The 25,923-nt window shown below is 55.8% G+C and carries 24 protein-coding genes; 8 read left to right on the forward strand and 16 right to left on the reverse strand.

The genetic code is table 11. The features are described from left to right. Positions 1 to 680 precede the first annotated feature (680 nt). The 4 genes from QVF11_RS01550 (at position 681) to QVF11_RS01565 (ending at position 4,578) form a co-directional block, all read left to right on the forward strand. A complete protein-coding gene (locus QVF11_RS01550; protein WP_287855010.1) occupies positions 681 to 2,651 on the forward strand; it encodes a sensor histidine kinase in 1,971 nt (656 codons plus the stop codon). Then, positions 2,648 to 3,346, forward strand: coding sequence for a response regulator transcription factor (locus QVF11_RS01555; RefSeq protein WP_142512924.1), 699 nt, complete (start codon positions 2,648 to 2,650; stop codon positions 3,344 to 3,346). Before QVF11_RS01550 ends, QVF11_RS01555 begins: the two co-directional genes overlap by 4 nt. A 366-nt stretch (positions 3,347 to 3,712) precedes the next feature. Then, positions 3,713 to 3,853 (forward strand): small membrane protein, encoded by a 141-nt coding sequence (locus QVF11_RS01560; RefSeq protein ID WP_142462796.1) that lies wholly within the window; start codon positions 3,713 to 3,715, stop codon positions 3,851 to 3,853. 107 nt (positions 3,854 to 3,960) lie between these two features. Next, on the forward strand, positions 3,961 to 4,578 hold the full coding sequence (locus QVF11_RS01565; RefSeq protein WP_142512925.1) for a helix-turn-helix domain-containing protein: 618 nt from the start codon (positions 3,961 to 3,963) through the stop codon (positions 4,576 to 4,578). A gap of 304 nt (positions 4,579 to 4,882) precedes the next feature. Here QVF11_RS01565 and QVF11_RS01570 read toward each other — a convergent pair whose 3' ends face one another. The 7 genes from QVF11_RS01570 to QVF11_RS01600 all read right to left on the reverse strand — a co-directional run bounded on the left by QVF11_RS01570 (position 4,883) and on the right by QVF11_RS01600 (position 12,579). Further along, complete coding sequence (locus QVF11_RS01570) at positions 4,883 to 6,157, reverse strand: dicarboxylate/amino acid:cation symporter (protein WP_110275496.1); 1,275 nt, start codon at positions 6,155 to 6,157, stop codon at positions 4,883 to 4,885. A 236-nt stretch (positions 6,158 to 6,393) separates the two neighbouring features. After that, complete coding sequence (locus QVF11_RS01575) at positions 6,394 to 7,908, reverse strand: ABC transporter substrate-binding protein (protein WP_110275497.1); 1,515 nt, start codon at positions 7,906 to 7,908, stop codon at positions 6,394 to 6,396. Further along, positions 7,889 to 8,923 (reverse strand): ABC transporter ATP-binding protein, encoded by a 1,035-nt coding sequence (locus QVF11_RS01580; protein WP_287855015.1) that lies wholly within the window; start codon positions 8,921 to 8,923, stop codon positions 7,889 to 7,891. The genes QVF11_RS01575 and QVF11_RS01580 overlap by 20 nt, the downstream gene beginning before the upstream one ends. Further along, positions 8,923 to 9,903 carry an ABC transporter ATP-binding protein gene (locus QVF11_RS01585; protein WP_287855017.1) on the reverse strand — a complete coding sequence of 327 codons (981 nt, stop codon included), beginning with the start codon at positions 9,901 to 9,903 and terminating at the stop codon, positions 8,923 to 8,925. Before QVF11_RS01585 ends, QVF11_RS01580 begins: the two co-directional genes overlap by 1 nt. Continuing rightward, entirely contained in the window at positions 9,900 to 10,745 is an 846-nt protein-coding gene (locus QVF11_RS01590; protein WP_110275500.1) for an ABC transporter permease, read from the reverse strand. Before QVF11_RS01590 ends, QVF11_RS01585 begins: the two co-directional genes overlap by 4 nt. Further along, entirely contained in the window at positions 10,742 to 11,680 is a 939-nt protein-coding gene (locus QVF11_RS01595; RefSeq protein WP_110275501.1) for an ABC transporter permease, read from the reverse strand. Before QVF11_RS01595 ends, QVF11_RS01590 begins: the two co-directional genes overlap by 4 nt. After that, positions 11,680 to 12,579 carry a proline iminopeptidase-family hydrolase gene (locus tag QVF11_RS01600; RefSeq protein WP_142512926.1) on the reverse strand — a complete coding sequence of 300 codons (900 nt, stop codon included), beginning with the start codon at positions 12,577 to 12,579 and terminating at the stop codon, positions 11,680 to 11,682. The genes QVF11_RS01595 and QVF11_RS01600 overlap by 1 nt, the downstream gene beginning before the upstream one ends. A gap of 200 nt (positions 12,580 to 12,779) precedes the next feature. Here QVF11_RS01600 and QVF11_RS01605 point away from each other — a divergent pair, with 200 nt between their 5' ends. Together QVF11_RS01605 and QVF11_RS01610 are read left to right on the forward strand one after the other, a co-directional pair. Next, positions 12,780 to 13,532: a helix-turn-helix transcriptional regulator gene (locus tag QVF11_RS01605; RefSeq protein WP_110275503.1), complete on the forward strand. Its 753-nt coding sequence runs from the start codon at positions 12,780 to 12,782 to the stop codon at positions 13,530 to 13,532. An 84-nt stretch (positions 13,533 to 13,616) separates the two neighbouring features. Next, complete coding sequence (locus QVF11_RS01610; RefSeq protein WP_142512927.1) at positions 13,617 to 14,519, forward strand: proline iminopeptidase-family hydrolase; 903 nt, start codon at positions 13,617 to 13,619, stop codon at positions 14,517 to 14,519. A gap of 60 nt (positions 14,520 to 14,579) precedes the next feature. Here the strand turns inward: QVF11_RS01610 and QVF11_RS01615 are convergent, their stop codons facing one another. The 9 genes from QVF11_RS01615 to QVF11_RS01655 form a co-directional block, all read right to left on the reverse strand. Beyond that, a complete protein-coding gene (locus tag QVF11_RS01615) occupies positions 14,580 to 16,025 on the reverse strand; it encodes an N-acyl-D-amino-acid deacylase family protein (RefSeq protein WP_287855020.1) in 1,446 nt (481 codons plus the stop codon). A 14-nt stretch (positions 16,026 to 16,039) separates the two neighbouring features. Then, positions 16,040 to 16,825, reverse strand: coding sequence for an SDR family oxidoreductase (locus tag QVF11_RS01620; RefSeq protein ID WP_112213176.1), 786 nt, complete (start codon positions 16,823 to 16,825; stop codon positions 16,040 to 16,042). Beyond that, entirely contained in the window at positions 16,825 to 17,763 is a 939-nt protein-coding gene (locus tag QVF11_RS01625; RefSeq protein ID WP_139536521.1) for a dihydrodipicolinate synthase family protein, read from the reverse strand. Before QVF11_RS01625 ends, QVF11_RS01620 begins: the two co-directional genes overlap by 1 nt. Before the next feature lie 16 nt (positions 17,764 to 17,779). Then, positions 17,780 to 18,457 (reverse strand): GntR family transcriptional regulator, encoded by a 678-nt coding sequence (locus QVF11_RS01630; protein WP_110275508.1) that lies wholly within the window; start codon positions 18,455 to 18,457, stop codon positions 17,780 to 17,782. Beyond that, complete coding sequence (locus tag QVF11_RS01635; protein ID WP_287855073.1) at positions 18,454 to 19,413, reverse strand: 5-oxoprolinase subunit C family protein; 960 nt, start codon at positions 19,411 to 19,413, stop codon at positions 18,454 to 18,456. The genes QVF11_RS01630 and QVF11_RS01635 overlap by 4 nt, the downstream gene beginning before the upstream one ends. Continuing rightward, entirely contained in the window at positions 19,413 to 20,129 is a 717-nt protein-coding gene (gene pxpB, locus QVF11_RS01640; protein WP_287855024.1) for a 5-oxoprolinase subunit PxpB, read from the reverse strand. The genes QVF11_RS01635 and pxpB overlap by 1 nt, the downstream gene beginning before the upstream one ends. Next, a complete protein-coding gene (locus QVF11_RS01645; RefSeq protein WP_112213173.1) occupies positions 20,126 to 21,127 on the reverse strand; it encodes an ABC transporter ATP-binding protein in 1,002 nt (333 codons plus the stop codon). Before QVF11_RS01645 ends, pxpB begins: the two co-directional genes overlap by 4 nt. Further along, positions 21,108 to 22,817 (reverse strand): ABC transporter permease subunit, encoded by a 1,710-nt coding sequence (locus QVF11_RS01650; protein ID WP_142512933.1) that lies wholly within the window; start codon positions 22,815 to 22,817, stop codon positions 21,108 to 21,110. Before QVF11_RS01650 ends, QVF11_RS01645 begins: the two co-directional genes overlap by 20 nt. A gap of 85 nt (positions 22,818 to 22,902) precedes the next feature. Beyond that, positions 22,903 to 23,952 (reverse strand): ABC transporter substrate-binding protein, encoded by a 1,050-nt coding sequence (locus QVF11_RS01655; protein WP_112213171.1) that lies wholly within the window; start codon positions 23,950 to 23,952, stop codon positions 22,903 to 22,905. Positions 23,953 to 24,077: 125 nt separating this feature from the next. On the opposite strand from QVF11_RS01655, the gene QVF11_RS01660 reads away from it, so the two are divergent. Continuing rightward, the gene (locus QVF11_RS01660) at positions 24,078 to 24,854 is read left to right on the forward strand and encodes a LamB/YcsF family protein (RefSeq protein WP_287855027.1); all 777 of its coding nucleotides are present in this window, start codon (positions 24,078 to 24,080) and stop codon (positions 24,852 to 24,854) included. A 131-nt stretch (positions 24,855 to 24,985) separates the two neighbouring features. After that, positions 24,986 to 25,909, forward strand: a complete 924-nt coding sequence (locus QVF11_RS01665; protein WP_139536526.1) for a dihydrodipicolinate synthase family protein — start codon at positions 24,986 to 24,988, stop codon at positions 25,907 to 25,909. The last annotated feature ends 14 nt before the right edge of the window (positions 25,910 to 25,923 follow it).

A 25,923-nucleotide genomic window follows, 5' to 3' on the forward strand; every position in this document is an offset into this window, starting at 1 on the left:
CATCGTTTCAGTGAAACTTCGCCACACTCCCCATCGAATAAAATAATGAACAACCGATCATTCGCATTACTTAAATCCTGCAACCATACGCATAAAGGATAATTTTATTTTACATTCGATAGCCAACCGTGGTTTCTCATTTCATTCGGAATTTACATCTACATCATTACCCAATAATATCTATCCTTGGCCCCCTCAATGACGACAGGAGGGCCTACGTGCGAGACTGCAGGTTCGATCGTTTGATACCGATCGACGGTGGCGCTTTTTCAGGCTCCCCCGCAACACACCAAAAAATAAAAAATTAATTAAAGTGTAATATCTGCCAACTATCAGTAGCCGTTGTTATTAAATAAGCTATTGCAAATTTTATATATCTATACCAATGGCCCACTGGCTAATATCAAAAACGCCTATGCCTTGACGGAGTTTTTAGCTTGCATATCATCCCATCATCCCCATACGTTAACCTGACATGAGAATTTACCCAAGGCAGGTCTGGCCAGTTGCCCGACATGCAAATAACGCTGGAATAATATCTTTGACAACAGCAGAATGCTGCGTCGTCCAACCCTACGAGTTTATTTCCCGGATTCCGGGGGATTGCCTGTGCCAGCAGCAGGCTTCATCGCCGTTCATATCGTACTGGTTTTATTAATCCATACCGCAAGGGGTCGTGATTGAATCGTGTGTGCGCAGTTTTTGATATTGTTTGCCGATGCAACAGACTTCATTTCTGGGCATGGAGTGGCGTATTTTTGGTCCTACAGATGTTGGCCCCGGCTCGCGCGGAAGTCCGTCAACTGGGTATCGATATTCCTGTATACTGGTACGCTGACGCCAGCGACAAGATGACGTTAGATGCCTTTCTTTCTCTGCCGGAAGATGCGCTGAAAACGGCACCGCTGATCCCCTCGTTTGGCTATTCGCCAAAGACCTTCTGGTTGCGTACCACGCTTCCTGCGGCATACTTCGCCGGTGAACAACGCTGGCTGCAGCTGGGCCCGTCATTTGTTGATCATTTAAGCGTATTTTATCGTCCTTATGGCAGCGATAGCCCGTGGATACGAAAAGAGTTTGGCGATCATGCTCCCGCTCGGGATAACGATCTCGACTATCGGGAGAGCGTGCTGATTTTACCGCCGCCCCCCACCATTGAGGGTTACGAGATAGCATTCCGTCTCCAGAGCAGCAGCACACTCATTCTGTTGGCAACCCTCTCTTCCCCACAGGAGTTTGTGCGCTCTGCGACTCTCGACACGGCCTTCTGGAGCTTTTATTTTGGTCTGGCTGTGATTGCCAGCGGCATCGCACTGTGGCTCGCCGTTGCGCTACGCCGCCGTTTACTGTGGGGGATCTGCTTATTCTCTCTCAACTATCCGCTGGTAGCAGCACTGCACGGATATCCTGAATGGCTCTTTGGCGATGTGGTGTTGCCGGTGCAGGATTACATGATCAGCTGTTTGTCGCTGGTGAGCTACGCCACTGCCCTGTGGATGCACAGCGAAGTCTTTGATCTTAAGAAGAATATGCCGCGGCTGCATAAACTGCTGCTGGCGGCTATCGGGTTAAATATTGTCTTGCAAATCAGTATCCCGTTGGGCTTCTATGGCCTGGCGATGCAGATAGAAGCAGGGATATTCTTCATCGCCGCCCCTATTCTGCTGATAACGTCCTGGACGCTGTGGCGGCGTAAAGCGATTGACCTGAATACGTTACTGTTGGGGCTACTACCACCGGTATACGTGGTGTCCGCCGCACTGGTTTTGCTCTCCATCCATGGCGTTATTCCCTTTCATAATATGGTTTATTCAATCTGGCAGTACGCGCTGATTATCCATATCGTCACCGTATTGATTATCGCCGTGCTGCGCGTTCGCGCGGAAAACCGCAAGTTAATGAAGAAACAGCAGTTAGCGCGAGAGCTACAGATTGAGCGCGAAGCCAGTTTCCATCAGCGCCAGTTTATGGGTATGGTGGCGCATGAGTTCAGAACACCGCTGGCAATTATTCAGGCCGCGCTGGAGAACCTGCGCCTGTGCACCTCATCCGCGAGCCAGGGCTCACGTCTCGATCGTATGCAGCGGGCAACTACCCGCCTTGTACAGCTAACCGATAATTGCCTGGCCGATGCCCGTCTCTCCTCCTACGACCTGCACGCGGATAAACAAAATGCCGAACTGCTGCCGGTTATCCATACGGCCGCCACGGTGGTGGATCTGTCGCTGAACCATTATTTAAATGTCACCCTAGAGGGGCAAAATGTTGGCCCTGAATCCTCTTCGCCGATGCTGTTCATTGATAGCGGGATGCTGTGTATTGCTATCGCTAACCTGCTTGATAACTCGGTCAAATATTCAGAATCGGGTGAGATAAGAATCGAGATTTTTCAGCAGGAAAAGCATTTTGAAATCCGCATTGGCGATCGCGGTCCCGGCATTCCACCTGAACAGGTCGAACATATTTTCGAGCGCTATCGCCGCGGTGAGACACATACGACAACACCTGCCGGAACTGGCCTCGGATTGTATGTTGCCCGACAAATCGTACAGGCCCACGACGGGGACCTGTGGCTGGCAAAAAATACCGCAGCCGGATGCGAATTTGCGCTTACTCTCCCGCTGGATGGACAGCAGAAGGACAAATCATGACATTACGCGTGGCTATTATCGAAGATAGCGCTGATTTATTGGATGAACTATTGGCTTTTTTGCGCCATCGCGGCTTTGACGCCTGGGGCGTACGCAGCGCCGAAGCATTCTGGCGGCAGCTGCATCGCGACCCCGTCGATATCGTGCTCATCGATATCGGCCTGCCGGGGGAAGACGGATTTAGCGTACTGGACTATCTGCATGAAATTGGCCAGTTCGGGCTGGTGGTCATTACCGCCAGAGGGCATGAACAGGACCGACTGCAGGCGTTAAACTCCGGTGCCGACCTCTATCTCATCAAGCCGGTAAACTTTTCCGATCTCGCCGATAGCATTAATGCGCTTGGCTCCCGACTTCGGCAGCAAAAACCGCCGGTTAACGCTCCTCAAGCAATATCAGCGGAACGGTCAGCGTCGTCGCCCTGGACGTTACAAGTTGAGCAGCTTGTCGCACCTTCGGGGTTGACCCTACCGCTGACGCAACAAGAGTACCGGCTGCTGGAGGTCTTAATGCGTAATCGTAATGAAGTCTGTAACAAAGTTGCCCTGCACGACTGCCTGTTCACCGATGAAGGCGAACCGGAGCTGCACCGAATCGACGTGGTCATCAGTCGTTTACGGCACAAAGCCCGCCTGCACGGCATTACCCTGCCCATTCGCGCCATTTTTGGCAAAGGTCTGGCGTTTATTTCCTGATGTCTCCCCCCGGCAGTCACCAGCCTGCCGGCTTAGTCCGTCCTTTCTGTACTGTTTCATTACTATTACGTTATGAATTCGGCTTTTCTTGTTAACTTTTTTTCAGTTTTTGAGAGGAATGAGAGAAATGAGACTGACAGCACATTAAGAATTTTCCTACATTGACATGGTGTCGTGAGCGAACCACGTCAAAGCGTCATTAAGATAATGGACTGTCGATAAATTCAGCAACCTCTGAATTCCGGCCGTTTGCCGCACGCTTTGCTCCCACGATCGCCAGTACGATTTTGAAGAAGAGTATAAAAATATTCTCGTGCGTACGATGTACTGTTTTAACACCTAAAATTAAGTTAAAGGATATCAATCATGGCCATGCAAACATGGTTAGCCTTATTGCTGTGCATATTTTGCCTTTGCGTTTCCGTCTATAGTCTTGTTTCTTATATTAGAGACAGGAGAAAACAGAAGTTTCCGTTTTCAACGAAAAACTCTTCGCGCAGAAGATAATTAAAGCCACAGCAATAATAAAAAATCTGCACAGCAACAATCACCGCATACGCCCGGAGGATTGATCACAACATGGCGTTATGTTGATTTATCAGGAAAATAACGCCATGAAAAGAATAAACATCGCAATCAATACTAAAAATACGTTCCTCAGAGAATCTTTGGTTTCAATGGTCAATGAACTTATCCGCAGCAATGCTAATCTGGATGTTAATTTTTCTTATAAGCATAATGATTTTTTAGATAAGGATATCATTATCGCTGAAGTTCTCCCTGGAGAGATCTATCTGTGCAATACCAGCATAAAAAATCGTAAAAAAAATAGTTCAGTGATTATATTGCACAGCTATGACAAACTCCCGGAAAAAGAACTCATTGTTAACTGCCTGAAAGGCGTCATCTTCGTTTCAATCAAATCCGTTAATATTGATAAAATGTTTGAAATCATTGCCCAGGAACTAAAAAGGTGTGAACACCTAACGCTGGCGCAGGTTACAGATTCAACGCTAACCTGCACCAACTGCCCGCATAAAATGCTTTCCCGATCGCAGGTCGCCGTCGCCACCGGTATTATTCATGGCTTTGACATTAGCAAGATATCTGCTCTCAACAAGGTGAGTATCAAAACCACCACCTGGCACAAAAGTAAAATTATGGAAAAATTCAGCCTTAATAATAATTATGATTTTTTCCAGTTTATGAATTTGTTAAAAGAGCGCTGGTAAATCCTCGCTTATGCTGATCATTGATAACACTATGCACGGTAAAATTAGGAATTTGATGGTTTGTACAGGATAGGATTCCGAAAAATATCAACAAGATGAAAAACATCTACTCAGGTGCGACAAGCAGCAGGTAACATCATGCGGTTCCTTGGTATGAAGATACCGTAGCGTATTTTTATACAATAAGAAAAACGTCTTTATCGAGGAATGAGTTACTTCGTCACATTGCCCCTTGCGTGCCTGTTAGGGGCCTCTTTTTCGCCGTGATGAGTAAACGCGCCCCATAAACGAGGGCGCGTGACGATCAGGCTTCGACCTGCTGAGGTTCAGCTTCAGCTTCCAGTACTTCTTCCTGCAATAGACCTTCATTTTTTGACAGCATTGCCGTCGCGATACCGTTACCCAGTACGTTTATCGCCGAACGCCCCATATCCAGGAAGTGGTCAATGCCCATTAGCAGCAAGATGCCCGCAACAGGAACATTGAAGCTGGGGATCGTGGCGGCCAGCACCACCAGCGCCGAACGCGGCACCCCGGCAATCCCTTTCGACGCCAGCATCAGCGTCAGCATCATCACGGTAATCTCACTAAAGCTCAGCTGAATATTGTAGGCCTGAGCGATAAACATGGCGGCAAAAGAGCAGTACACCATCGAGCCAACCAGGTTAAAAGAGTAACCAATGGGCAGCACAAACGAAGCGATGTTACGCGAGCAGCCAAATTTCACCAGCCGCTCCAGGGTCTTCGGATAAGCGGCTTCCGAGCTGCTGGTGGTAAACGCCACCAGTACCGGGTCTTTCAGCATATTGAGCAGGCGAAAAACCTCTTTTTTCAACACCATATAGCCTACCGCCAACAGCACGACGCTGGTCAGCAGAATCGCCACATAGTAACCGCCAATAAACGAAGCATAGTTAAGCAGGATCCCCAGCCCCTGAGAGGCGATAACCGATGAAATCGCCGCGAAAATCGCCAGCGGTGCCACATACATGACGTACCCGGTCACCTTCAGCATAATGTGGGAAACCACGTTGAGCGCAGCCACCAGCGGGGCATTAAACTTTTCGCCCAGAGATGCCCCGGCAATGCCAAAGAACATTGAGAACACCACTATTTGCAGAATCTCGTTGTTGGCCATCGCCTCGGTAATGCTGGTCGGAATAGTATGCGTCAGAAAGCCTTTTAAGCTCATTCCGCTTACCGCCAGCCCGGTATCCACGGACTCTTTAGGAATAGCGAGGTTCAAACCGGCGCCGGGATGTTCGAGAGTCACGATCACCAGCCCAACCAGAATGGAGAGAATTGACGAGGTGATAAACCACACCATCGCTTTACCGCCGACCCGCCCGATGGTCGCCGTTTCGCCAAGACGCATAATACCAACCGTCAGGGTACTGAAGACTAATGGCGCAATCACCATCTTAATCAGACGCAGGAAGACGTCTGTTAGCAGCGTAATGTTTTCAGACCATGCGGTAATGGTCGTTTGCGCGGCATATGCATGGATGGCCGCGCCGGAGAGGATCCCCAAGAGCATGAAAATGACGATGAACAGCGTGAGTTTGTTTGCACTTGCCACAAAAATTAACCCCTGATTTATTTAACGTGTTGTTTTCAATGCGTATGTATTTTTTTTATTGAAACGCACCAAACATTCACCACATAAATTGAATAAAAGCAGACGGGGTTACAACTCTTTTTTTAGTTTTTATAGTAAAAGTTGATATGCTCGTTGACGTGCATCAAGCCGCGGCGGGTTGTCCGAAAAGATCAAAAAAAGCGCCGGTGGTCGAGGCCAGCCGGCGCAAAGAGGCATTAGTTTTTGACGGTATCCTCCAGGAAGAAGCGCCCCAGCGGATTCTGGTAAAAACCGTCGATATTCTTGCGGCTGACGTTGCGGTACGGGCTGTAATACAGATCAACCCAGTTCACGTCGGCTTTGGCCATTTTTTGCAGGTCAATATACATCTGCTCGCGCTTTTTACTGTCCATTTCTACGCGCGCAGCGGCCACCAGAGCTTTAACCTGCTCATTATGATAGCGGGTCATATAGTTCATATTGGCATCATGACCAAGCACAAAGGTGGTTTTCTGGTCAGGGTCAAGAATATCGTTCGTCCAGTACATTACCGAAATATCATAATCCCCGGCGACCAGCATATCCCAACTCTGGCTCGGGTCGACTTTTTGTAAATTCACCGTCACCCCGGCTTTTGCCAGCTGCTGCTGGAGCAAAATCGCGATTTGCTCATCCACTTCATCCCCGGCGTTAACCACGTAGTTCAGCTTCAGGTCGGCGGCCCCCGCCGCCTTCAGCATCTCTTTGGCCTTTTGCGGATCGTATGGCCTGCGAAGATTGTCCGCGTAATGGTAAAGCGCCCCGGCAGGAATGTAGGAGTTCGCCACCTGACCATAGCCAAAGGTCACGGTCTTCACGATAGCGTCTTTATCAATCGCAAAGTCCAGCGCCTGACGCACTTCCACCTTACCCAGCGCGCCGTGAGAATGGTTGATCAGCAGATGGTCTTCACGAGTGGAAGGATCCAGCTCAACCTTCAGATTGGCGTCTTTTTGTAACGAGGCAATGCGCGAGAAAGGCACGGTCAGCGCGGCGTCAAGCTCACCAGCCTGCACTTTCAGCATTCGGGTATTATCATCCGGAATGGTTAACCACTCCACGCCGTCCAGGCTGACGTTTTTCGCCTGCCAGAAGTTCGGGTTCTTAACCAGCACGATTTTTTCGCCGCGCAGCCACTCTTTAACACTGAACGCGCCGGAACCTATCGGTTTTTCGGCAAACGCCTCTTCACCTTCCGCCTTCATCGCCTGCTGTGAAACCACCGAGGCGTTCGGCAGCGCCAGCTGCGATAAGAATGGCGCGGAGGGCGATTTCAGCGTGACCACCAGGGTGCGCGGGTCCGTGGCCTCCGCTTTGGCGATAATGCTATAGGAATCACGCCATAGCGAACCTTCATCATCGCGGATACGCAACAGGCTAAACGCCGCATCGCTGGCGGTCAGCGCTGTACCATCAGAGAATTTGGTATCGCGAATTTTAAAGGTATAGACCTTACCATCCGGGGAAATCGTCCAGCTCTCTGCCACGCCAGGCTCCAGCTTAGTCCCGGTTTTATCCACCCGTACCAGCGGATCGAAGACGTTGGAAAAAACCCAGTTGTCGGCATTTTGCGCCGATTTTATCGGGTCAAAAGTGGTGCTGTCCTCGCGACGGCCAATGGTCAATACCCCTGCCGCCTGCGCTATTTCGCTCACCACGCTGAGCGCCAGAAAAACGCTCGCCGCCAGTAATTTAACTTGCCTGTGCTTCATCAAAAGATCCCCCTGTCAAAGGATAAACGGTCTCATCGCCCGCATGGTTCAATACGCAGGCATAAGCGCGGTCGGCAATCTGCCGGGTTGGTGGTGGTTCGCCGGTGCGGCACTGCACCTGCGCATAAGGGCAGCGCGGATGGAATGCACAGCCTTGTGGAACAGCGACGGGGCTGGGCGGCTCGCCCCCCAGCAAATTCTTTGGCAGCGGTTTATCCGGGTCAATTTCCGGGATAGCAGATACCAGTGCGGCGGTATAAGGATGCAGGGGGCGGGTAAAGACCACTTCCGCAGGCCCCTCCTCTACAATTCGCCCGAGATACATCACCGCGACGCGATCGCAGAGCCGACGCACAATCGCCAGATCGTGGGCAATAAACAGAATCGCCAGACCCATTTTCTCCCGCAGATCCATCAATAAATTCACGATCTGCCCCTGAATAGAGACGTCCAGCGCCGCAACGCACTCATCCGCCACAATCAGCCGCGGTTCAATAGCCAGCGCTCTGGCAATACCGGCGCGTTGACACTGACCACCGCTAAGCTGAGAAGGTTTCGCGCTGGCCTGCTGCGCACGCAGGCCAACCTGGGTGAGCAGTTCCGCGACCCGCTGAGCAACTTGCGCGCGCGGCACCTTCTGATGAACGCACAGTACCTCCGCAATACTTTCTCCCACGGTCTGGCGCGGGTTTAATGACCCAAAAGGATCCTGAAAAATCATCGCGCTTTGCTGGCGTAGACGGGCTATATCGCTGGTTAAGCCATGAGTAATACGCTGACCATCGAACCGGACCTCTCCGCCAGCAACCCGTTCGAGCTGCAGCAGCGCCCGTCCAAGGGTGCTTTTACCGCTACCGGACTCGCCGACCAGGCCCAGCGTCTCGCCGGGATAAATTTGCACCGTGACCTGGTTAACCGCATGCACCACTTTTTTCGCTTGCCAAAGCCCGCCGGAAACCGGAAAGGTGACGGAAAGATTATCGGCCTCAAGCAGCGGCCAGTTAGGGTAAGCCATTATCCCTCCCGCCGGGTAAGCGTCGGCAATATATGATGGCAGGCTACCGCATGGCTATGACTAGCCTGCCCGTCGAGCAGCAACGGCTGGTGCAGGCAGGACGCATCGGCGCGTCGACAGCGCGGATGAAAACGGCAGCCCGATGGAAAGTGGTCGGCAACCGGCGGCTGGCCGTCGATGGTCGTCAACCTCCCCAGCCCGCCTTCACTGACCGGCTGGCAATCAATGAGTCCGCGAGTGTATGGGTGCAGCGGCCCGGCCAGTACTTCTCGCTTGTCGCCCACCTCACACAGTCGGCCACCGTACATCACCGCAATTCGATCGCAGGTTTGCGCCACCACGCCGAGATCGTGAGTGATCATAATGACCGCCAGCCCCAGCTCAGCACGCAGGTCGCTCAGCAGGCGCAAAATCTGCATCTGTACGGTCACATCCAGCGCGGTTGTCGGTTCGTCGGCAATCAGCAGGGCGGGCTCCGGGGCGAGGGCAACGGCAATCATCGCCCGCTGGCGCATGCCGCCGGAAAATTCATGCGGATAGTTATTAAGCCGATTCTGTGGGTCCGGGATCCCCACCTGGCGCAGCAGCGCCAGCGCATCCTCTCGCGCCTGACGACGGTTAGCGCCAAAATGGAGGCGGCGGCTTTCCGCAATGTGTTCCCCGATGGTCATCACCGGATTTAAGTGGCTGGTGGGGTTCTGGAAAATCATGCCGATTTCCCGCCCGCGCACCGCCGACATTTGTCCTTCGCTCAGGGACGAGATATCGCGCCCTCCCAGCAGAACCTCGCCGCCAGTAATCCGCAGTCCGGCCCCCGGCAGCAGGCGCATCAGCGCCCGGCAGGTTACGGTTTTTCCCGACCCGCTCTCGCCGACCAGCCCAAGCATCTCACCGGCTTCGAGACTTAACGAGACGTTATCCACCAGCGCGATATCTTCACCACGCGTGACCGTCAGGTGATTCACCTTAAGCAAACTCATACGCGCTCCCCTAACTTATCCCCTAGCCCATCGGCCAGCAGGCTGAACCCCATCGCCAACAGCACGATGGCGATCCCCGGAAAAGTCGTTATCCACCACGCGGTGGTGATAAAGCTCTGCCCTTCGGCAACCATCACGCCCCATTCAGCGGTTGGCGGCTGCACGCCGAGCCCGAGATAGCTCACCGAGGCTCCGTTTAGCAGCACCAGAACGCAGTCGGACATCGAAAAAACGATCGCGCCGGTCAGCGCATTCGGCAACAGATGGCGAAACAAAATGCGCAAGTGCCCATAGCCCAGGCTACGGGCCGCCAGAATAAAATCGCGCTGTTTCAGCGTCAGTACCTGAGCGCGCACCAGCCGGGCATAGGAGACCCAGCCCACCATTGCCATGGCAATATAAAAGCTGCTCAGCCCCGGCCCAAGGATGGCAATAATTGCCAACATCAATACCAGAAACGGAAAGGCCAGCACGATATCGATCACCCGCATCACCAGCGCATCCACGACGCCGCCGAGATAGCCGGAGAGCGCACCCAGCGTGGTGCCGAGCATAAAGGGGAACAGTACTCCCAGCAGGCAAATTTGCAGATCAACCCGCGCTCCCCATAGCACCCGGGAAAAGACATCGCGACCAAAGTTGTCGGTACCGAACGGGTGCGCGCCGCCCGGAGACAGCAGGCTGGAGGACACGTCCTGAGCAATCGGATCGAACGGCGCTATCCACGGCGCCAGGCAGGCCACCAGCAACCACAGTCCGACAATTGCCAGCCCGGCATATAGCGCCTGCTGACGCGGAATAACCCGCTGACGCAGACGGGAAAACGTCGCTGTCGCCTTCATAGTTTTATCCTCGGGTCGAGAGCCACGGTCAGAATATCCGCAAGCAGGCTGACCGCCACGGTGGCAAGGGCAAAGACCATGACCACGCCCTGAACCACCATGTAATCACGGCTAAAAATCGCCTTTACCAGAAGTTGCCCAAGACCAGGGATGGCAAATACGCTTTCGATAACCACCGTACTGCCGATTAACCAGCCAATATTTACCGCCAGCAGATTGATGGTCGGCACCAGCGAATTGGGCAGTACATGCCGCCAGAAGATGCGTCTTTCCCGCTGCCCGCGCGCCCGCGCCGCCACGACGTAGTCGCTATTCATCTCCATCAGCAGGCTGGCACGCAGGTTACGAATCAATACCGCTGAAAGCGCCAGCGCCACGGTCAGGCACGGCAGAACCATATGGTGTAGCTGATCTAAAAAATCGCTGCCGTAGCCGGAAACCGGAAACCAGCCAAGCACGATGCTGAACAGCAAAATCAGCATGATGCCGAGCCAGAACGCCGGAAACCCTAGCCCGGCGGTGGTAAAAAGGCGAATCAGCCGATCGGCGAGACGTCCACGCTGGCGTGCGGCAATCGCCGCCAGCGGCACCGTCAAGGCAATAGCCAGCAGAACGCTACCCAGTACCAACCACAGCGTCGGTTCAAGACGCGAACCAATCAGCTTCAGGGTATCCACTCGATACACAATCGACTTTCCCAGCTCCCCTTGCAGCAGGTTACGCAGAAAAAAGCCGTACTGCACCCATAGCGGCTCATCAAGACCAAACTGCGCGCGAATGCGGGCCAGCGCAGCCGGAGTGCTGCGAACCCCCAGCAGAATGCGCGCCGGATCGCCGGGGATCGCCCGCACCATCATGAACGTGATCAAGCTGATGCCGAGCAGAACCGGCAGCAGCTGCAGCGGGCGAAAAAGCAGGAAGCGGTAACGATGCATCAACAGCCTCCCGCATCGCGCTGGCGCGCCAGAAAATCGAGCAGTATCGGGTAGTAAGCCTGCGGCTCTTCGTAAAACGGCATATGGCTGCTGTTGGCAAAAATGGCTATTTCGGCGTTCGCCAGTCCCTGCTTCATCTTCAGGGCGCAGGCGGGGGTAAGTTCATCATGCTGCCCGCTGGTTATCAGGCACGGGAAGCGGATCGAACCCAGTTCAGCACTGCGGTTCCACGCTTTTAAATTACCGGTATAGAGGAATTCGTTCGGCCCCTGCATCGTGATATACGGCCCCATATTCCAGTCCTCAAGCGATCGCTTAACCGGTTCGGGCCACACATCAAGGCGGCAAACGTGGCGATAATTAAGCAGCGTAATCGCCGCCTGATAGGCCGGGTGCTCCAGCCAGCCCAGCGCCTCATAGCGCTGCATCATGGCGACGGTTTCGGGTCCCAGCGCACCGCGCAGGCGGTTCAGTTCCTGCACCAGATGTGGCATATCGGCGACGGTATTTTCGAGAATCAGCGAGCGAATTGCGCCAGGATGGTGCAATGCCACTTCAATCGCCAGCCATCCGCCCCACGAATGACCAAGCAGGTGCACTTTACCGAGCCCCAGCGCCTGGCGGACGGTTTCCACTTCACGTACGTAGCGCGCCATGGTCCACAGGCTGGCGTCATCCGGTCGGTCGGATTTCCCGGTTCCCAGTTGATCAAAGGCAATCACCCGGTAGCCGTGCTGCTTCAGGCAGGAGTGAGCCTCTCGCAAATAGTCGCAGGGCAGCCCCGGTCCGCCGTTGAGGCAGAGAACGGTCTCATCGCCATCGCCAAATTGATAAGCCACGACGTTATAACCATCCACGGCAATGTTATGGCACTGATCGGGCGCTATTTCGCTCCACATGGTGTGTTCCTCGTCGTCGATGCTGCTGGTGTGGCGTTGCCTTAACGCTAACGGCAACGTCAGAAGCTGAACAGTTAGCAAAAATACTAGTTTTGCGCTGCGCCGGGACGGCATCGGAATTGCATACCTCAGAGCGAGCTATTGACGGATTTGCACAAATCGTGCCCGTCGCAGGTCTCGTTTAACGTAAAGGGGGTTATATGCGACTGGAGTTTGAACGCCCCGGCAGCACCCAGGCAGCCAGCCTGGATGACGCATTCATAGGGCTTTTCCAACACACCCGGACGCTGGGATTTGACGCGGTCATTTACGACTACACGCCGGTCCCGCGTTCGCTGGAGGGAGAGCTGATTACGCCATCTCTGCTGAAAACGTGCAATGTGCCGGAGGATATGCGCCAGCTATGGTGCGAGCGAGGATATTACCAGGTTGATCCAGTACAGCACTGTGCGCTGGAGAGCTGCGCGCCCTTTGTCTGGTCCTATCAACGACCAGACAGTAGCATGCTGCGCGGCAGGCTGGACGATCATGCTATCGCCGTCACCGACTATATGCGTGAACACAATATGCCCTGCGGAGCAACGGTTCCCCTGCATCTCCCCAACGGCGGATTCGTGACCCTCACCGGCATCCATACCGGCCAGCGTCAGGAACGGGAAATCGGCGCGACCCTGGCGCAGCTGATGCTGATAGCCCACCAGTTCCAGGAGTCGGCCTTTCCGCTATTCGACAGCACCATGCTGACCTGTCGCCACGTGAAGCTAAGCAATCGTGAGCGCGAATGTCTGGCGTGGTCTGCTGAAGGGCTCACCGCCAAAGAGATCGCCCGCAAACTGCATCGCTCGGTAGCAACGGTGACGTTGCACCTGAATACCGCAGCCAGAAAACTCGGCGCCAGCAATCGCGTACAGGCGGTGGTTCGCGCCCTGCATTACCGTCTGCTCGACAGCTAAGAACTAGCATTTTTGCTAGTGTTCAGCGTTGGTTGCGACCCTTTACCCTGAAAGCCGGTCCACTTATCAGGGTAAAGATCATTCATGTACACCATTAGCGAAGGCTACGCCCCGTTTCGGGAATACCAAACCTGGTTTCGTATTTGCGGCGATACCCATAGTGGACTGACGCCGCTGGTTATTGCCCACGGCGGGCCGGGATGTACGCACGATTATGTCGATGCGTTCCGTGATATCGCCCTCAGCGGGCGAGCGGTGATCCACTACGATCAGCTTGGCAACGGCCGTTCAACTCATCTGCCGCAGCATCCTGCCGATTTCTGGCAACCAGCGCTCTTCCTCGACGAACTGGATAACCTGCTGCGATATCTCGATATTGCCGATAATTACGCCCTGCTCGGTCAATCGTGGGGCGGCATGCTAGGCGCGGAACACGCCGTGACGCAACCAACGGGCTTGAAAGCGCTGATTATCGCCAACTCTCCGGCCTCAATGGCGCTGTGGCTACAGGGCGCAGCAGAACTCCGGGCGCAGCTCCCTGCCGACGTCCAGCAGACGCTGCTCGAACATGAGGCTGTGGGTACCCTGGACAGTGCAGAATATAAGGCAGCAAGTGCAGTATTTTATCAACGCCACGTCTGTCGGCTTGATCCCTGGCCGCCGGAAGTACGGCGCACCTTTGATGCGATGGATGCCGACCCAACGGTGTATCACGCGATGAATGGCCCCACCGAATTCCACGTCATCGGCAGTATGAAAGAGTGGACAATTATCGACCGCCTCGCGCGAATTCAGATTCCGGTGCTGCTGATTTCCGGGCGCTACGATGAAGCCACTCCGGAAGTGGTACAGCCCTTTATGGACCACATCCCCGGCGCGCAGTGGACCATTTTTGAATCCTCAAGCCATATGCCGCACGTGGAAGAGCGCGAGCTATGCATGAAGACGGTGAGCGATTTTTTAAGCCGCGTGCTCTCCTCAACATAATTCCTGCCGTTCACCGAAGCCAGCCATCAACGCTGGCCCGAGCCGGTGAACGGTACTTTTTTAGCGTCGAATAACCCGCCCCGCCGTCTGATGGCGGATTTCACCGTCATCCCAGGCCAGATGGCCATTGACCCACACCTTCTCAATACCTTCAGCCCGGGTACGTGGTTGCGCAAAAGTGGCGCTGTCCTGCACCGTCTGTGGGTTAAAAAGCACCATATCGGCATAATGCCCGGCGGCAATCCGCCCGCGACGGTCAATACCCAGTTCAGCAGCGGGAAGGCCGCTCATCTTATTAATCGCCGTGTGCAGCGGGAACAGCCCCAGTTCGCGACTGTAATGACCCAGTACGCGGGGGAAAGTACTCCATAAGCGCGGGTGCGGATGCTCATCGTGCGGCATGCCGTCAGAACCAATCATAGTTGGCGGGAAAGCCAGAATACGCTGGACATCATCCTCATCCATCATGAAATAGATAGCTCCGGCGGGCATCAGCCGCTGCGCGGCCGCTTCATCGCTAATGCCCCATTCGACCGCAATCTCAGCCAGCAGCCGTCCGGCATGCTGGGGATACGGCGTCGACCAGCTCACCAGCACCCTGGCCGCTCTGGCGATAAAGTCCGGGTTTAAGGTCGTGGATGAGGCGTTATAGGGGTAACAATCCAGCGATACCGGCTGGCGAGCACGGGCGGCCTGAATACTGGCCAGCGTTTCCCGCGAACGACCATGGTTTTTCACCCCGGCTAATTTATGGTGAGAGATCAGTACCCTTACCCCCAACCGACGGCCAATCTCATAGGTTTCATCAAGCGAGTCCAGCACCGCTTCAGCCTCGTTACGCATATGGGTCGCGTAGAACGCCCCGTAGCGCGCCAGGGGTTCAGCCACCGCGACAATCTCATCGATAGTGGCAGCCCGCGCTGGCGGATAAAAAGTCCCGGTCGAGAAACCAAACGCACCGGCGGCAAGAGATGCTTCAAGCAGTTCCCGCATCCGGCAACACTCCTCTTCGCTGGCGCGACGATCCAGAGAATCCCCCATCACGCTGGCGCGAAGCGTAGTATGCCCTACCATGCAGGCGGCGTTGACGGCAATACCGCTACTGGCCAGCTCCGCCAGATAGTCGGCAAAATGGGGAAAGCGTAACCATTCGGGAGTCGCTATCAGATCCAGCGGTGCGGGAACGTTCGCCATTCGGGCCGGCGCCAGGCTCAGACCACAGTTGCCGGTCATCACCGTCGTCACGCCCTGGGACAATTTTGCGGTCATCATCCCCGGCATTAACAGCGCCCGGTCGTCATGGGTATGAACATCAATAAACCCCGGCGCCAGCGCCAGGCCGTGCGCCTCAACGATACGTTCCCCGGCCAGCGAACCCGGTGCGCCGATGGTCGTAATAAATTCGCCAGTAATCGCCACATCCGCGGGTATCGGCGGCTCACCGCCGCCATCAAACAGCAGCACGTTACGAATCACCAGGGTCGGACTACGTATAGCCTCATTCATCGGCATTTTCCACGTTAAAGAGAGGGGATCATGCCGCCATCAACCCGCAGCACGCTGCCGGTGATAAACGACGCCTGCTGGCTGGCGAGGAACGCGGCCGCCGCGCCATATTCATCCGGGCGACCGTAGCGTCCGACCGGGATGGTCTGCTGGCTGCTGCTGCGCACCGTCTCAACGCTGATCCCTTCACGCCCGGCGCGCGCGGCGTCAAGCTGACCAACGCGCTCGGTGGCAATGCGTCCCGGCACCAACACGTTCGCCGTAATTCCGCTGGCGGCAACCTCCGCAGCCAGCGTTTTCGACCATCCCACCAGCGCCATGCGCAGGGTATTTGATACCCCTAACCTGGCAATCGGCGCGACTACGCCGGAAGAGGTGCTGGTAATGATGCGCCCCCAGCCCTCCGCACGCATATCGGGAAGCACCTTATCGGTTAACTGAATGAGCGAGCTGACCATGGCGCTAAACTGCTGCTGCCAGACCTCCGCGTCAACGCCAGAAGCGGTGGAAGGCGCGGGACCGCCCGAGTTATTTACCAGAATGGTTATCGCACCGAAGCGTCGACGGATCTCGTCAAGGACCGTATCGAAGGTCTGAGGAGTTGTCAGATCCAGCCGCCAGGCCCGGGCTTCCCCTCCGGCCTGAGTAATCAGCGCCACCGTTTCCGCCAGCTTTTCTTCATTGCGTCCGGTTACCGCAACCTTTACGCCTTCAGCGGCCAGCGCCTGGGCCATCGCGCGCCCTAAACCGCTTCCCGCTCCGCAAACCAGCGCCGTTTTTCCGCTAATCATAAAATCCATCAGTTCAGCCCCTTGTCGGCAAGTTTGCGTTCCAGGCGAGCCATCAGCCCGCTCAGTTCCTGGAGATCGGTACGGTCAAGAGTCGGCCCCGGCTGGCGGACAGCTGCACTTTTTATCGCCCCGCGCCGATGTAGCGCCTCTTTGCGCAGCCCCAGCCCAATGCCGTACTGAAACTCATGGCGCAGCAGCGGCAGGTAGCAATCGAAAATATCCTCACCGCGTCCCGGATTACCCTCGGCATAGGCCTGGCACACCTGCACTAGCATTTCCGGCCAGGCAAAGCCGGTCATCGCCCCGTCGGCTCCGCGCGCCAGCTCCTGCGGCAAAAAGAGCCCGCCGTTACCCACCAGCACGCTGATGCGGCGCAGCCCCTGCGCCTCGCTCTGACTGCGCAGCTGACTAAGTTTGCGCATTCCCGGTAGATCCTCATGCTTAAGCATCACGATTTGCGGCAGCGCTTCGATCAGCCGCAACATCACCGGAACAGAGGTATGAACTTTGGTCGATTGCGGGAAGTCCTGCAGGCAAATGGGCACCTCGTTGCCCAGCAGCTTCGCAACGCTAAGAAAATAGTTTTCCACCTGCGGGTCGGTTGCCAGATTCGGACCCGGCGCCAGCATGACCCCGGCAGCGCCTTTATCCATCGCCGTTTTCGCCAGACGCTCCACATGACGGTGGGAAGCATGGCTGACGCCAACCACCACCGGCACTTGCCCGTTCACCCGCGCCAGCACCCGCTGCATAAAGCTCAACGCTTCTTCTTCGGTAAGCTTATGCGCCTCGCCCATCATGCCGAGAATAGTGATCCCACTAACGCCTTTTTCGAGATAGAAATCGGTCAGGCTATCCGCGCTGGCTAAATCCAGCTCGCCGCTGTCGGTAAACGGCGTCGCGGAAATAATGTAAACCCCATTGGCTTGTTCGTTCAGTTTGTTCATTACCCTTCTTCCCTACTCAGATTGCCGTAAATCGGGCGACGATACCGGCCCGCGCCTGGGTCAGATGAAAGACCATCGCCTCTCTGGCCCCCGGCGCATCACCGGCGAGAATGCGTTCCATTAGCGCGATATGCTCCTGGCAGCCGGGCTCGAAGCGGGCGACGGTGCCGTTCTGGTCAAAAGTGCGCGCTTTAATACGTAAATCAAAAATCATGCTTTCAAGCATGGCGTTGCCGCAGTGGGCGGCAATCGTCTGGTGGACCAGGTTATCGATACGATGATTCTCAGAAGCGGAAAAGTCCCGCGCCTGACGGTGGGCAGCCAACACGCTAATCACCGATTGCGCCTGCTCCGTCGGCATGCGGGACGCGGCGGCAAACGCAGCCTCCCCCTCAAGCAGAATCCGCAGTTGCAGTATCTCCAGATATTCGCGGAGTGTGGGCTCTTTCACGATGAGCTGCCCACGACCGACCCGCGTCGCGAAGCCGCCGCCAACCAGACGGCTGAAGGCTTCACGCAGCGGCGTGCGCGAGACCCCCAGCGCGGCCGCCAGCGCCCGTTCCTGCAATGGCATATTGGTGGGGATCCGTCCCTGCTGGATCATTTCCAGTAGCTGTCGATAGGTTGTTTCTGTCAGATCCTCGCTACCTGGATTGAGGAAAATATTGTCTACATCGGTCTGTGTTTCACTCATAGCCAGCTCACTTCCGTTGATTGAATATGCTGTAAACAGGCGGCGATGCCCTCTTGCAAACGCCGCCAGCGCGCAACGCCTTCCGATACGGTAATCGCACGAAACGCCACGCTCTGCCCCGGCCGCAGTTGCCCAACGCGCGGCAGATCTGCCCCAATTAAGGTGGCAATTTTTGGATACCCTCCCGTGGTCTGACGATCGTGCAACGCAATAATCGGCTGACCATTACCAGGAACCTGAATGCTCCCGGGCACCACCGCATCGGAAACCATATCGGCCCCGTACAAATGCGCCAGCGCCGGGCCCACCATCCGGTACCCCATCCGGTCCGCATGGGCGCTAACTCGATAGCGCCCATGCAAAAACGTGAGCAGCGAGGCTTCGGTAAAAGCCCCCTGCTGCGGCCCCATGACCACCGATAGCGGGCCGTTGCTGTACAACGATGTCAGATACGCGTGCAAACAGCGGCGACGTCCGACAACGGTTTTTTCCGCCAGAGGCAAGCGATCGCCTTTTGCCACCGCTCGCCCATTCAGACCACCAAGCGACGCCCGGGTCAGCGTAGCGCGGCTGCCCAAAATAGGCTCCACATCGATACCGCCAGCCAAAGCCAGATAGGCGCGCAGCCCGTGCTGTATGCGCCCAACGACCAGTTCGCTGCCCTCCGCCAGCCGATGACCAACCCAGGGCTCCAGCACCCGACCATCAGCCTGTGCATCGACTGCCCCGCCGAGGCACAGGATGCATTCGCCACCCATCACCCGGTATCGCCCACCAAGCGCGGTTAATTCCAGCGCCGCGCATTCCGGTCCGTTTCCAACGACGGCATTCGCTAATCGAAACGCAATCATGTCCATCGGCCCGGATGCCGGTACGCCCAAATGCGCAAAACCACGACGCCCCTCATCCTGCACGGTGGTCAATAATCCTGGAGAGATAACTTCCAGCCAGCGCATCACGCTACCTCCGGCTCAGGGTACCAATCCGCTGCTCGGCACTTGTCGCTCAGACGGGCGAATTCCGCCGGAGTAATGGGCATAAAGCCAACTTCATCCCCGGCCTGAAACAAAAATGGTCTTTGCCGTAGCGGATCAAATGAACGCCAGGGTGTCCGGCCAATAAGGTGCCAACCGCTGGGGCCTGCTACCGAGCTGATTGCCGTCTGCTGGCCGCCGATATTGATACTGGACGCCGGCGTCATCGCACGCGGCGATGAACGACGCGGGGTATGCAGCAATTCAGGCAGACCACCGAGATAGGCAAATCCCGGCATAAAGCCCACCATATAAACCCGATAACGCGCGCTGCTGTGTATATCAATCACCTGCTCCGGGCTGAGCCCATGTCCCTGCGCCAGCGCAGGCAAATCTTCGCCATACTCGCCGCCATAGCACACCGGCACGCGCCAGCGGCGACGCGCTAAATGTGTAGCAGGAAGCTGATTAAGCAGAAGCGTCACGCGTTCACAAAGCTCAATACAGGTCACCGTTAATGGGTCAAACACCACGGTCAGGGAGCGATAGGTGGGAATAATTTCGCTCACGCCGGTCGTACCGTTCAACGCTGCCGCCAGCGCCAGTACCCGGGCATTCAGCTGGTTGTCGATACGGTCGCCGAATTCAACTAATAGGGCCAGTTCGCCCACCGCGATAAAACGTGGAAAACCGTTCACGCGGACTCCCTGAAGGTCATCGCCAGTTCCGGCTGAAAGCCAAAGCTGATGGTCTGGCCAGAATGGCGATCCTCAGGCGGGAGATCGACCGGCGCGTAGGCCACCACCATCTGCCCCTGATACTCAATCAATAGCTTCCAGTGCAGACCGCAAAAGGTGGCCATCACAATGTTGCCCTGATAGCGTCGGGCCGCCTTCTCGCTGGCGCGGCCAACCAGCATATGCTCGGGCCGGATGCCCAGCGTACCGTCACGCTCGCCGGGAATGAAATTACACTCGCCGAGAAAACCGGCGACAAAGCGGCTATCAGGCTGGCGATAAAGGGTCTGCGGAGAACCATCGCCAACAATCTCCCCTTTATCCATAATGATTATCCGATCGGAGAGATTCATCGCTTCTTCCTGATCGTGAGTGACAAAGACCACCGTCAGGCCCAGTTCCTGATGCAACTGCTTAATCTGAATCTGAATCGACTGACGCAAATTTTTATCCAGCGCGCCAAGCGGTTCATCCATCAGCAAAATATCCGGATTGAACACCAGCGCCCTGGCCAACGCGGCGCGCTGCTGCTGGCCACCGGAGAGTTCTCCGGGCAGGCGTTTACGAAACGTGTCAAGACTGACCAGCGCCAGCGCCTCACCAACCCGCCGTTCAATATCGACCTTCGCCAGGCGGCGCATACGTAATGGAAAGGCGACGTTCTCAAATACGGACATATGCGGAAAAAGCGCATAGTTCTGGAACACCATGCCGATGTTGCGGTCGGAAATTGGCTCGCGAGTCACATCCTTACCAGCAATCTGAACGCTGCCGCTATCAGGGCGTTCAAACCCGGCAATCACTTTCAGCAGCGTCGTTTTCCCGGAGCCGGAAGCCCCCAGTAGCGTACAGAACTCGCCGCGCGCCACCTGAAGATCGATACGCGGCAGCGCGACCGTGGAACCGTAGGTTTTGCGAATGGCGTTAAGAGTGACATCTTTACCCTGCATTTGACGCATGTTTGCCTCCATTACGTTTTACCAGGCTCTGCAAAATCAGGATCCCCGCCGTCGCCGCGATCAGTACGCAGGAAGCCGAAATCACCGTCGGGTCAAAATCGAACGCCAGTCCTTCATACATCAGTTTCGGCAAGGTTCGATTACGGATAGTGGTGAGAAATAGCGACATCACAACGTCGTCAAATGAGGTTACGAAGGCAAACACTGCCCCGCCAATCATGCCGGGGAGCAGAAGCGGCAACATCACGCGGCGAAACATCTGCCAGGGTTTGGCCCCGAGGCTATAGGCTGCCAGCTCAAGGCTGGGATCAAATCCCTTGAGCGCTGCACGTAGCGTAATAAAGGTATAAGGGGTAGCCAGAACGGTATGGCCGAGGATCAGCGCCACCGAGTTGTTGATCAGTCCTAATGGTCCGCACAAATAATAAAGCGAGACGGCAGTAATAATGGCTGGCACCGACATGGGAACGATAAACAACGTTTCCAACCAGCTTTTGCGCGGCGAACGGAGTTTATGGATCCCCATCGCGGCGGTCGCCCCCAGCACCATCGATAAAATAGTGACAATCAGCCCAATCCGCACGCTCTCGCCCAGCGCCAGCATCCATTTACGGTCGGTAAAAAAGTTCACGTACCAGCGTACGCCGTATTCAGCAGGGGGAAACGTAGGGAAGCTGGCGGTACCGAAACTCATTGGAATAACGACAACAATCGGCAGGATAAGAAATAACGCCACCAGCACGCCTGCGCCTGCGCTAATACGCCCACCGCCGCTGCGCTGCGTCACGACAACTGACTGGCTCCCTTTACCGCTGGAACCCCCCATCAGCTTATCGAGACCAAACAGGCGATTAAACAGCCATAGCGCGACCAGCGTGGTGATCAGCAATACGCAGGCCAGCGCGGCGGCGATCCCCCAGTTCAGCTCATCGGTAATATTATGCGAAATAAGCTCCGCAACCATGCGCTGTGCCGGTCCGCCCATCAGCGACGGCGTGATGTAGTAACCGACGGCGTTCATAAATACGATGACCGCACCCGCGACAACGCCTGGACGCGTCAGCGGCAGGATGATGCGGGTAAATACGCTTAGCGAATCCGCGCCTAAACTTTGCGCCGCCTGCAGCAATGAGCTGTCCAGCGAACGGAATGAGGCGTAAAGCGGCAGCACCACGAAGGGCATCAAAACATGAACCATACCAATCAGCACGCCGGTAAAGTTATAGAGAAATGCCACCGGCTGTGAAGTAATTTGCAGGGTCATCAACAGATTATTCAGCGGGCCGTTTTGCTGCAACAATGCTATCCACGCCGAGGTGCGCACCAGAGCGCTGGACCAGAACGGAAGCAGAACGGCAAAGAACAGCAGCTTCGCCATCGCCGGACGCACCGAGGCCATCAGCCAGGCCAGCGGGTAGCTCATCACAATGCAGCCGATCGTCACCGCCATGGCGATAACAAAGGTATTTTCCAGCACGATGCGATAAATGGGCGTATCCCACAGGTGGAGATAGTTTTCGAGACTAAAGTGCCCCTGTGCCAGGAAACCTTGTTTAAGCAGTCCGGCAATCGGCCAGACAAAAAACAGGAGTAAAAAAAGCAGCAACGGTAGCGTCGCCACGAGGGCCAGCCCGGGCCATCGGATCCGCCGGGATGGGGTAAGGTTGTCGGTCAATATCGTTGCCACCATAACACACTCCGTTCTGGACGAAGCACCGTCAGAGGTACCCCGTCCGCCCAGTGACTCACTGAATCAACTTATGTTTCGCGCGCCGTTATTGCGCACGCACCTGGTTGTAGCGCTCAATGATGGCCGGGCCATTTTTGTCCCACCATCCGGCATCCATAAACAGAGTGTGCTGCAATCGTTCCGGGGTGGACGGCAAACGTTCCTGACGTGCTTTGTCGATGTATTGCATCGCCTCGCTGGTGGTCGGGCCATAGGCGATGTACTTACTGAACTCAGCCTGATGCTGCGGCGAAATAATATAGTTGAGTAGCTTCAGCGCCGCGTCGCGGTTGTGGGCCCCTTTGACCAGCGCAAAGTAGCCAACCTGCGCGACAGAATCATCCCATGACATTTTGATCGGCACGCCAGAGTCAATTCCCGACTGGAAGCGGCCGTTCCAGCCTAAAGCCATCACCACTTCACCGCTGGAGAGCGCCTGCACCGGTTCCGCGCCGCTCTTCCACCATTTCGCCACATAGGGTTTGATTTTCTTAATCTGGTTCATCGCCCGATCGACCCCCTCCGGGGTGCTGAGCGTTTTATAGACATCTTCCGGCTTGACGCCATCGGCAATGAGCGCGGCTTCGATAACCGTAGCCGGTTCATCCTGCAAGGTGCGTTTACCGGGGAATTTCTTCACATCCCAAAAATCAGCGAAGGTTTTCGGCTGCGGTTTCCCCTCCGGGAAGACCTTGCTTGAGAAGCCTATCAGGGTGGAGAAAATCTCAGACGGGACGCCGTAATCATTACGCGCGCCGGGGATAACATGCTGCTGATTAACCATTTCCGGGGTGATCTTTTCAAACACCCCGAGCTTAATGCCGCGAGCCAGGCGCGAGCTATTCTCCGTCACCACATCCCATGACACAGTATCGGTATCCTGCATGGCTTTTAGTTTACTGACCTGCGGGTCGGTATCCTCCACGACATCAATACCGGTTTCTTTATTGAAGGGCTTCAGCCAGGCTTCACGAATCGCATCCTGATAGGCTCCGCCCCAGCTAGCAAAATAGAGCTCATCCGCGCTGGCGGACAGGCTATAGCTCATGGTCAACAGGCCCAATGTCAGACAGCCTGCTTTGATCGATGGTTTCATCTGCTCACTCTCTCCTGGTTAAACATTCGCTCATCGGCACATTCGCCAGCGACGTCATTTTGGCTTTTACCCTTTGGCATTCTCATTGCATGCATTTGGTATACCAACTGTCTCGAGGAGTAATCATGCAAGAAGTGGACCTGAATTCAGATCTGGGTGAAAGTTTTGGTCAATTCAGCGTTGGCGACGATGAAGCCATGCTGGATCTGGTGACCTCCGCCAACGTCGCCTGTGGTTTTCACGCCGGCGATGCGCTGGTGATGCACCGCACCATCGCCCATGCCAGAGCGCGCGGGCTGGACGTCGGGGCCCATCCGGGGTTTCTTGATCTTTGGGGGTTTGGCAGACGCACGATTACCGGTGATAGCCCAGCGGACGTTGGCAAAATGGTGGTGTACCAACTGGGCGCCATGCAGGCCATGGCGCGGGTCTGCGGTCATATGATGACCCACGTCAAGCTACACGGCGCAATGGCTACCCAGGCCTTCACCGACGATGCCTTATCGGAAGCCATCGTCAGCGCTATTCTCGCCGTGGACCGCCAGCTGGTGCTGGTCACTACGCCGCACAATGCGACAGAACGCGCGGCGCGCAAGGCCGGGCTGCGCGTCGCCTGTGAAGTGTTCGCCGACCGCAGCTACGGCGAAAACGGATTGACCCTGCCGCGACATTTGCCGGACGCCATCATCCACGACCCCGAACGCGCCGCCAGTCGTGCGCTACAAATGATTGAAGAACAAGCGATTCGTACCATTAGCGGGGTCAAAATCCCAATGCCCGTTCATACCCTATGCGTCCATGGCGATAACCCGCAGGGCGTGGCCATCGCCCGCACGCTGCGCGAACGTCTGACCGCCGCTGGCGTCGTCATTCGCCCGCTCAGCCAGCTGAGTCATCTATAAGCCGTTGCAACATAAATGCACAAATGATGCGCACTTATCGTGCGCATTTGCACCATCGACAGGCAGCCGCCGGTCACCAACCACCAGACCATCGTCATGCCGTCGTGGCATGACCAGTTAAGGAGAGAGAGATGAAAGACAGGATTGAATGCCGTGAAAGACTACGCGGGATCTTCAATATTACCGTGACCCCTTTTACCGAACAGGGAGAGATTGATTTCGCCGGTCTGGCCGCCAATATCGAGCGCGTCATTGACCTCGGCTATGACGGCGTCCTGATAGGCGGAACCTACGGCGAATTCCCGGCGCTGAGCCCTGAGGAGCGAGCAACCATTTTCCGTCACGTGATGCAGGTTGTCGGCGATCGCGTTCCGGTGATGCTGTGCAGCGCAGGCTCCGATGCCCGGGTAGTCCGTGAATTAACCACGCTGGCAGGCGATCTCGGCGGCCTGCCGATGGTTACGCCGCCTTTTGTTTCCGAAGTCACCGATACGCAAATCGTGAATTTTTTCCAGCAAATGGCGCCGTTATCTAAAACCGGGATTCTGGTCTACAACGCGCCGGGTATCGGCATTACCCTCCCTCCTGCGCTTCTGGAGCAGTTGGCAGATATTCCGCAGGTTGTAGGCATCAAACAAGGCGACCTGAGTCCAACCGTTATTGACCAAATCGCCAACCGGTTGTCCGGGCGTCTGCGCCTGTTCTGCGCTTCAGACCTGGCATTTTTAGGCCCAATGATGTGCGGTTTCGATGGGATAAGCACGACCAACAGCGGTGCGCTGCCTGAGCTGGTATTAGCCAGTTTCCGCGCGCTGGAGCGAGGCGATGCCATCGCCGCCAGAGAGCTGCACCGCCTATGGTACGGCTTCCGTGCTCTTGCGCGTCGCCATGGCCAGCCGCAGCTGGTGAAGGCAGCAATGAATCTGCGCGGCTTCAACGGCGGACATGTACGTTCACCGCTAGTCGATGTTACCCCGGAGGTGATTGCCGAAACCCAGGCGGAGCTTCAGCGACTCGCCGCCGATGCCCGCAGCGGCGTCTCGCTACCGGCCTGAATCCCCTGAAACAA

The organism is Klebsiella sp., from assembly GCF_027492335.1.
In the GTDB taxonomy this organism is placed as follows: domain Bacteria; phylum Pseudomonadota; class Gammaproteobacteria; order Enterobacterales; family Enterobacteriaceae; genus Klebsiella; species Klebsiella huaxiensis.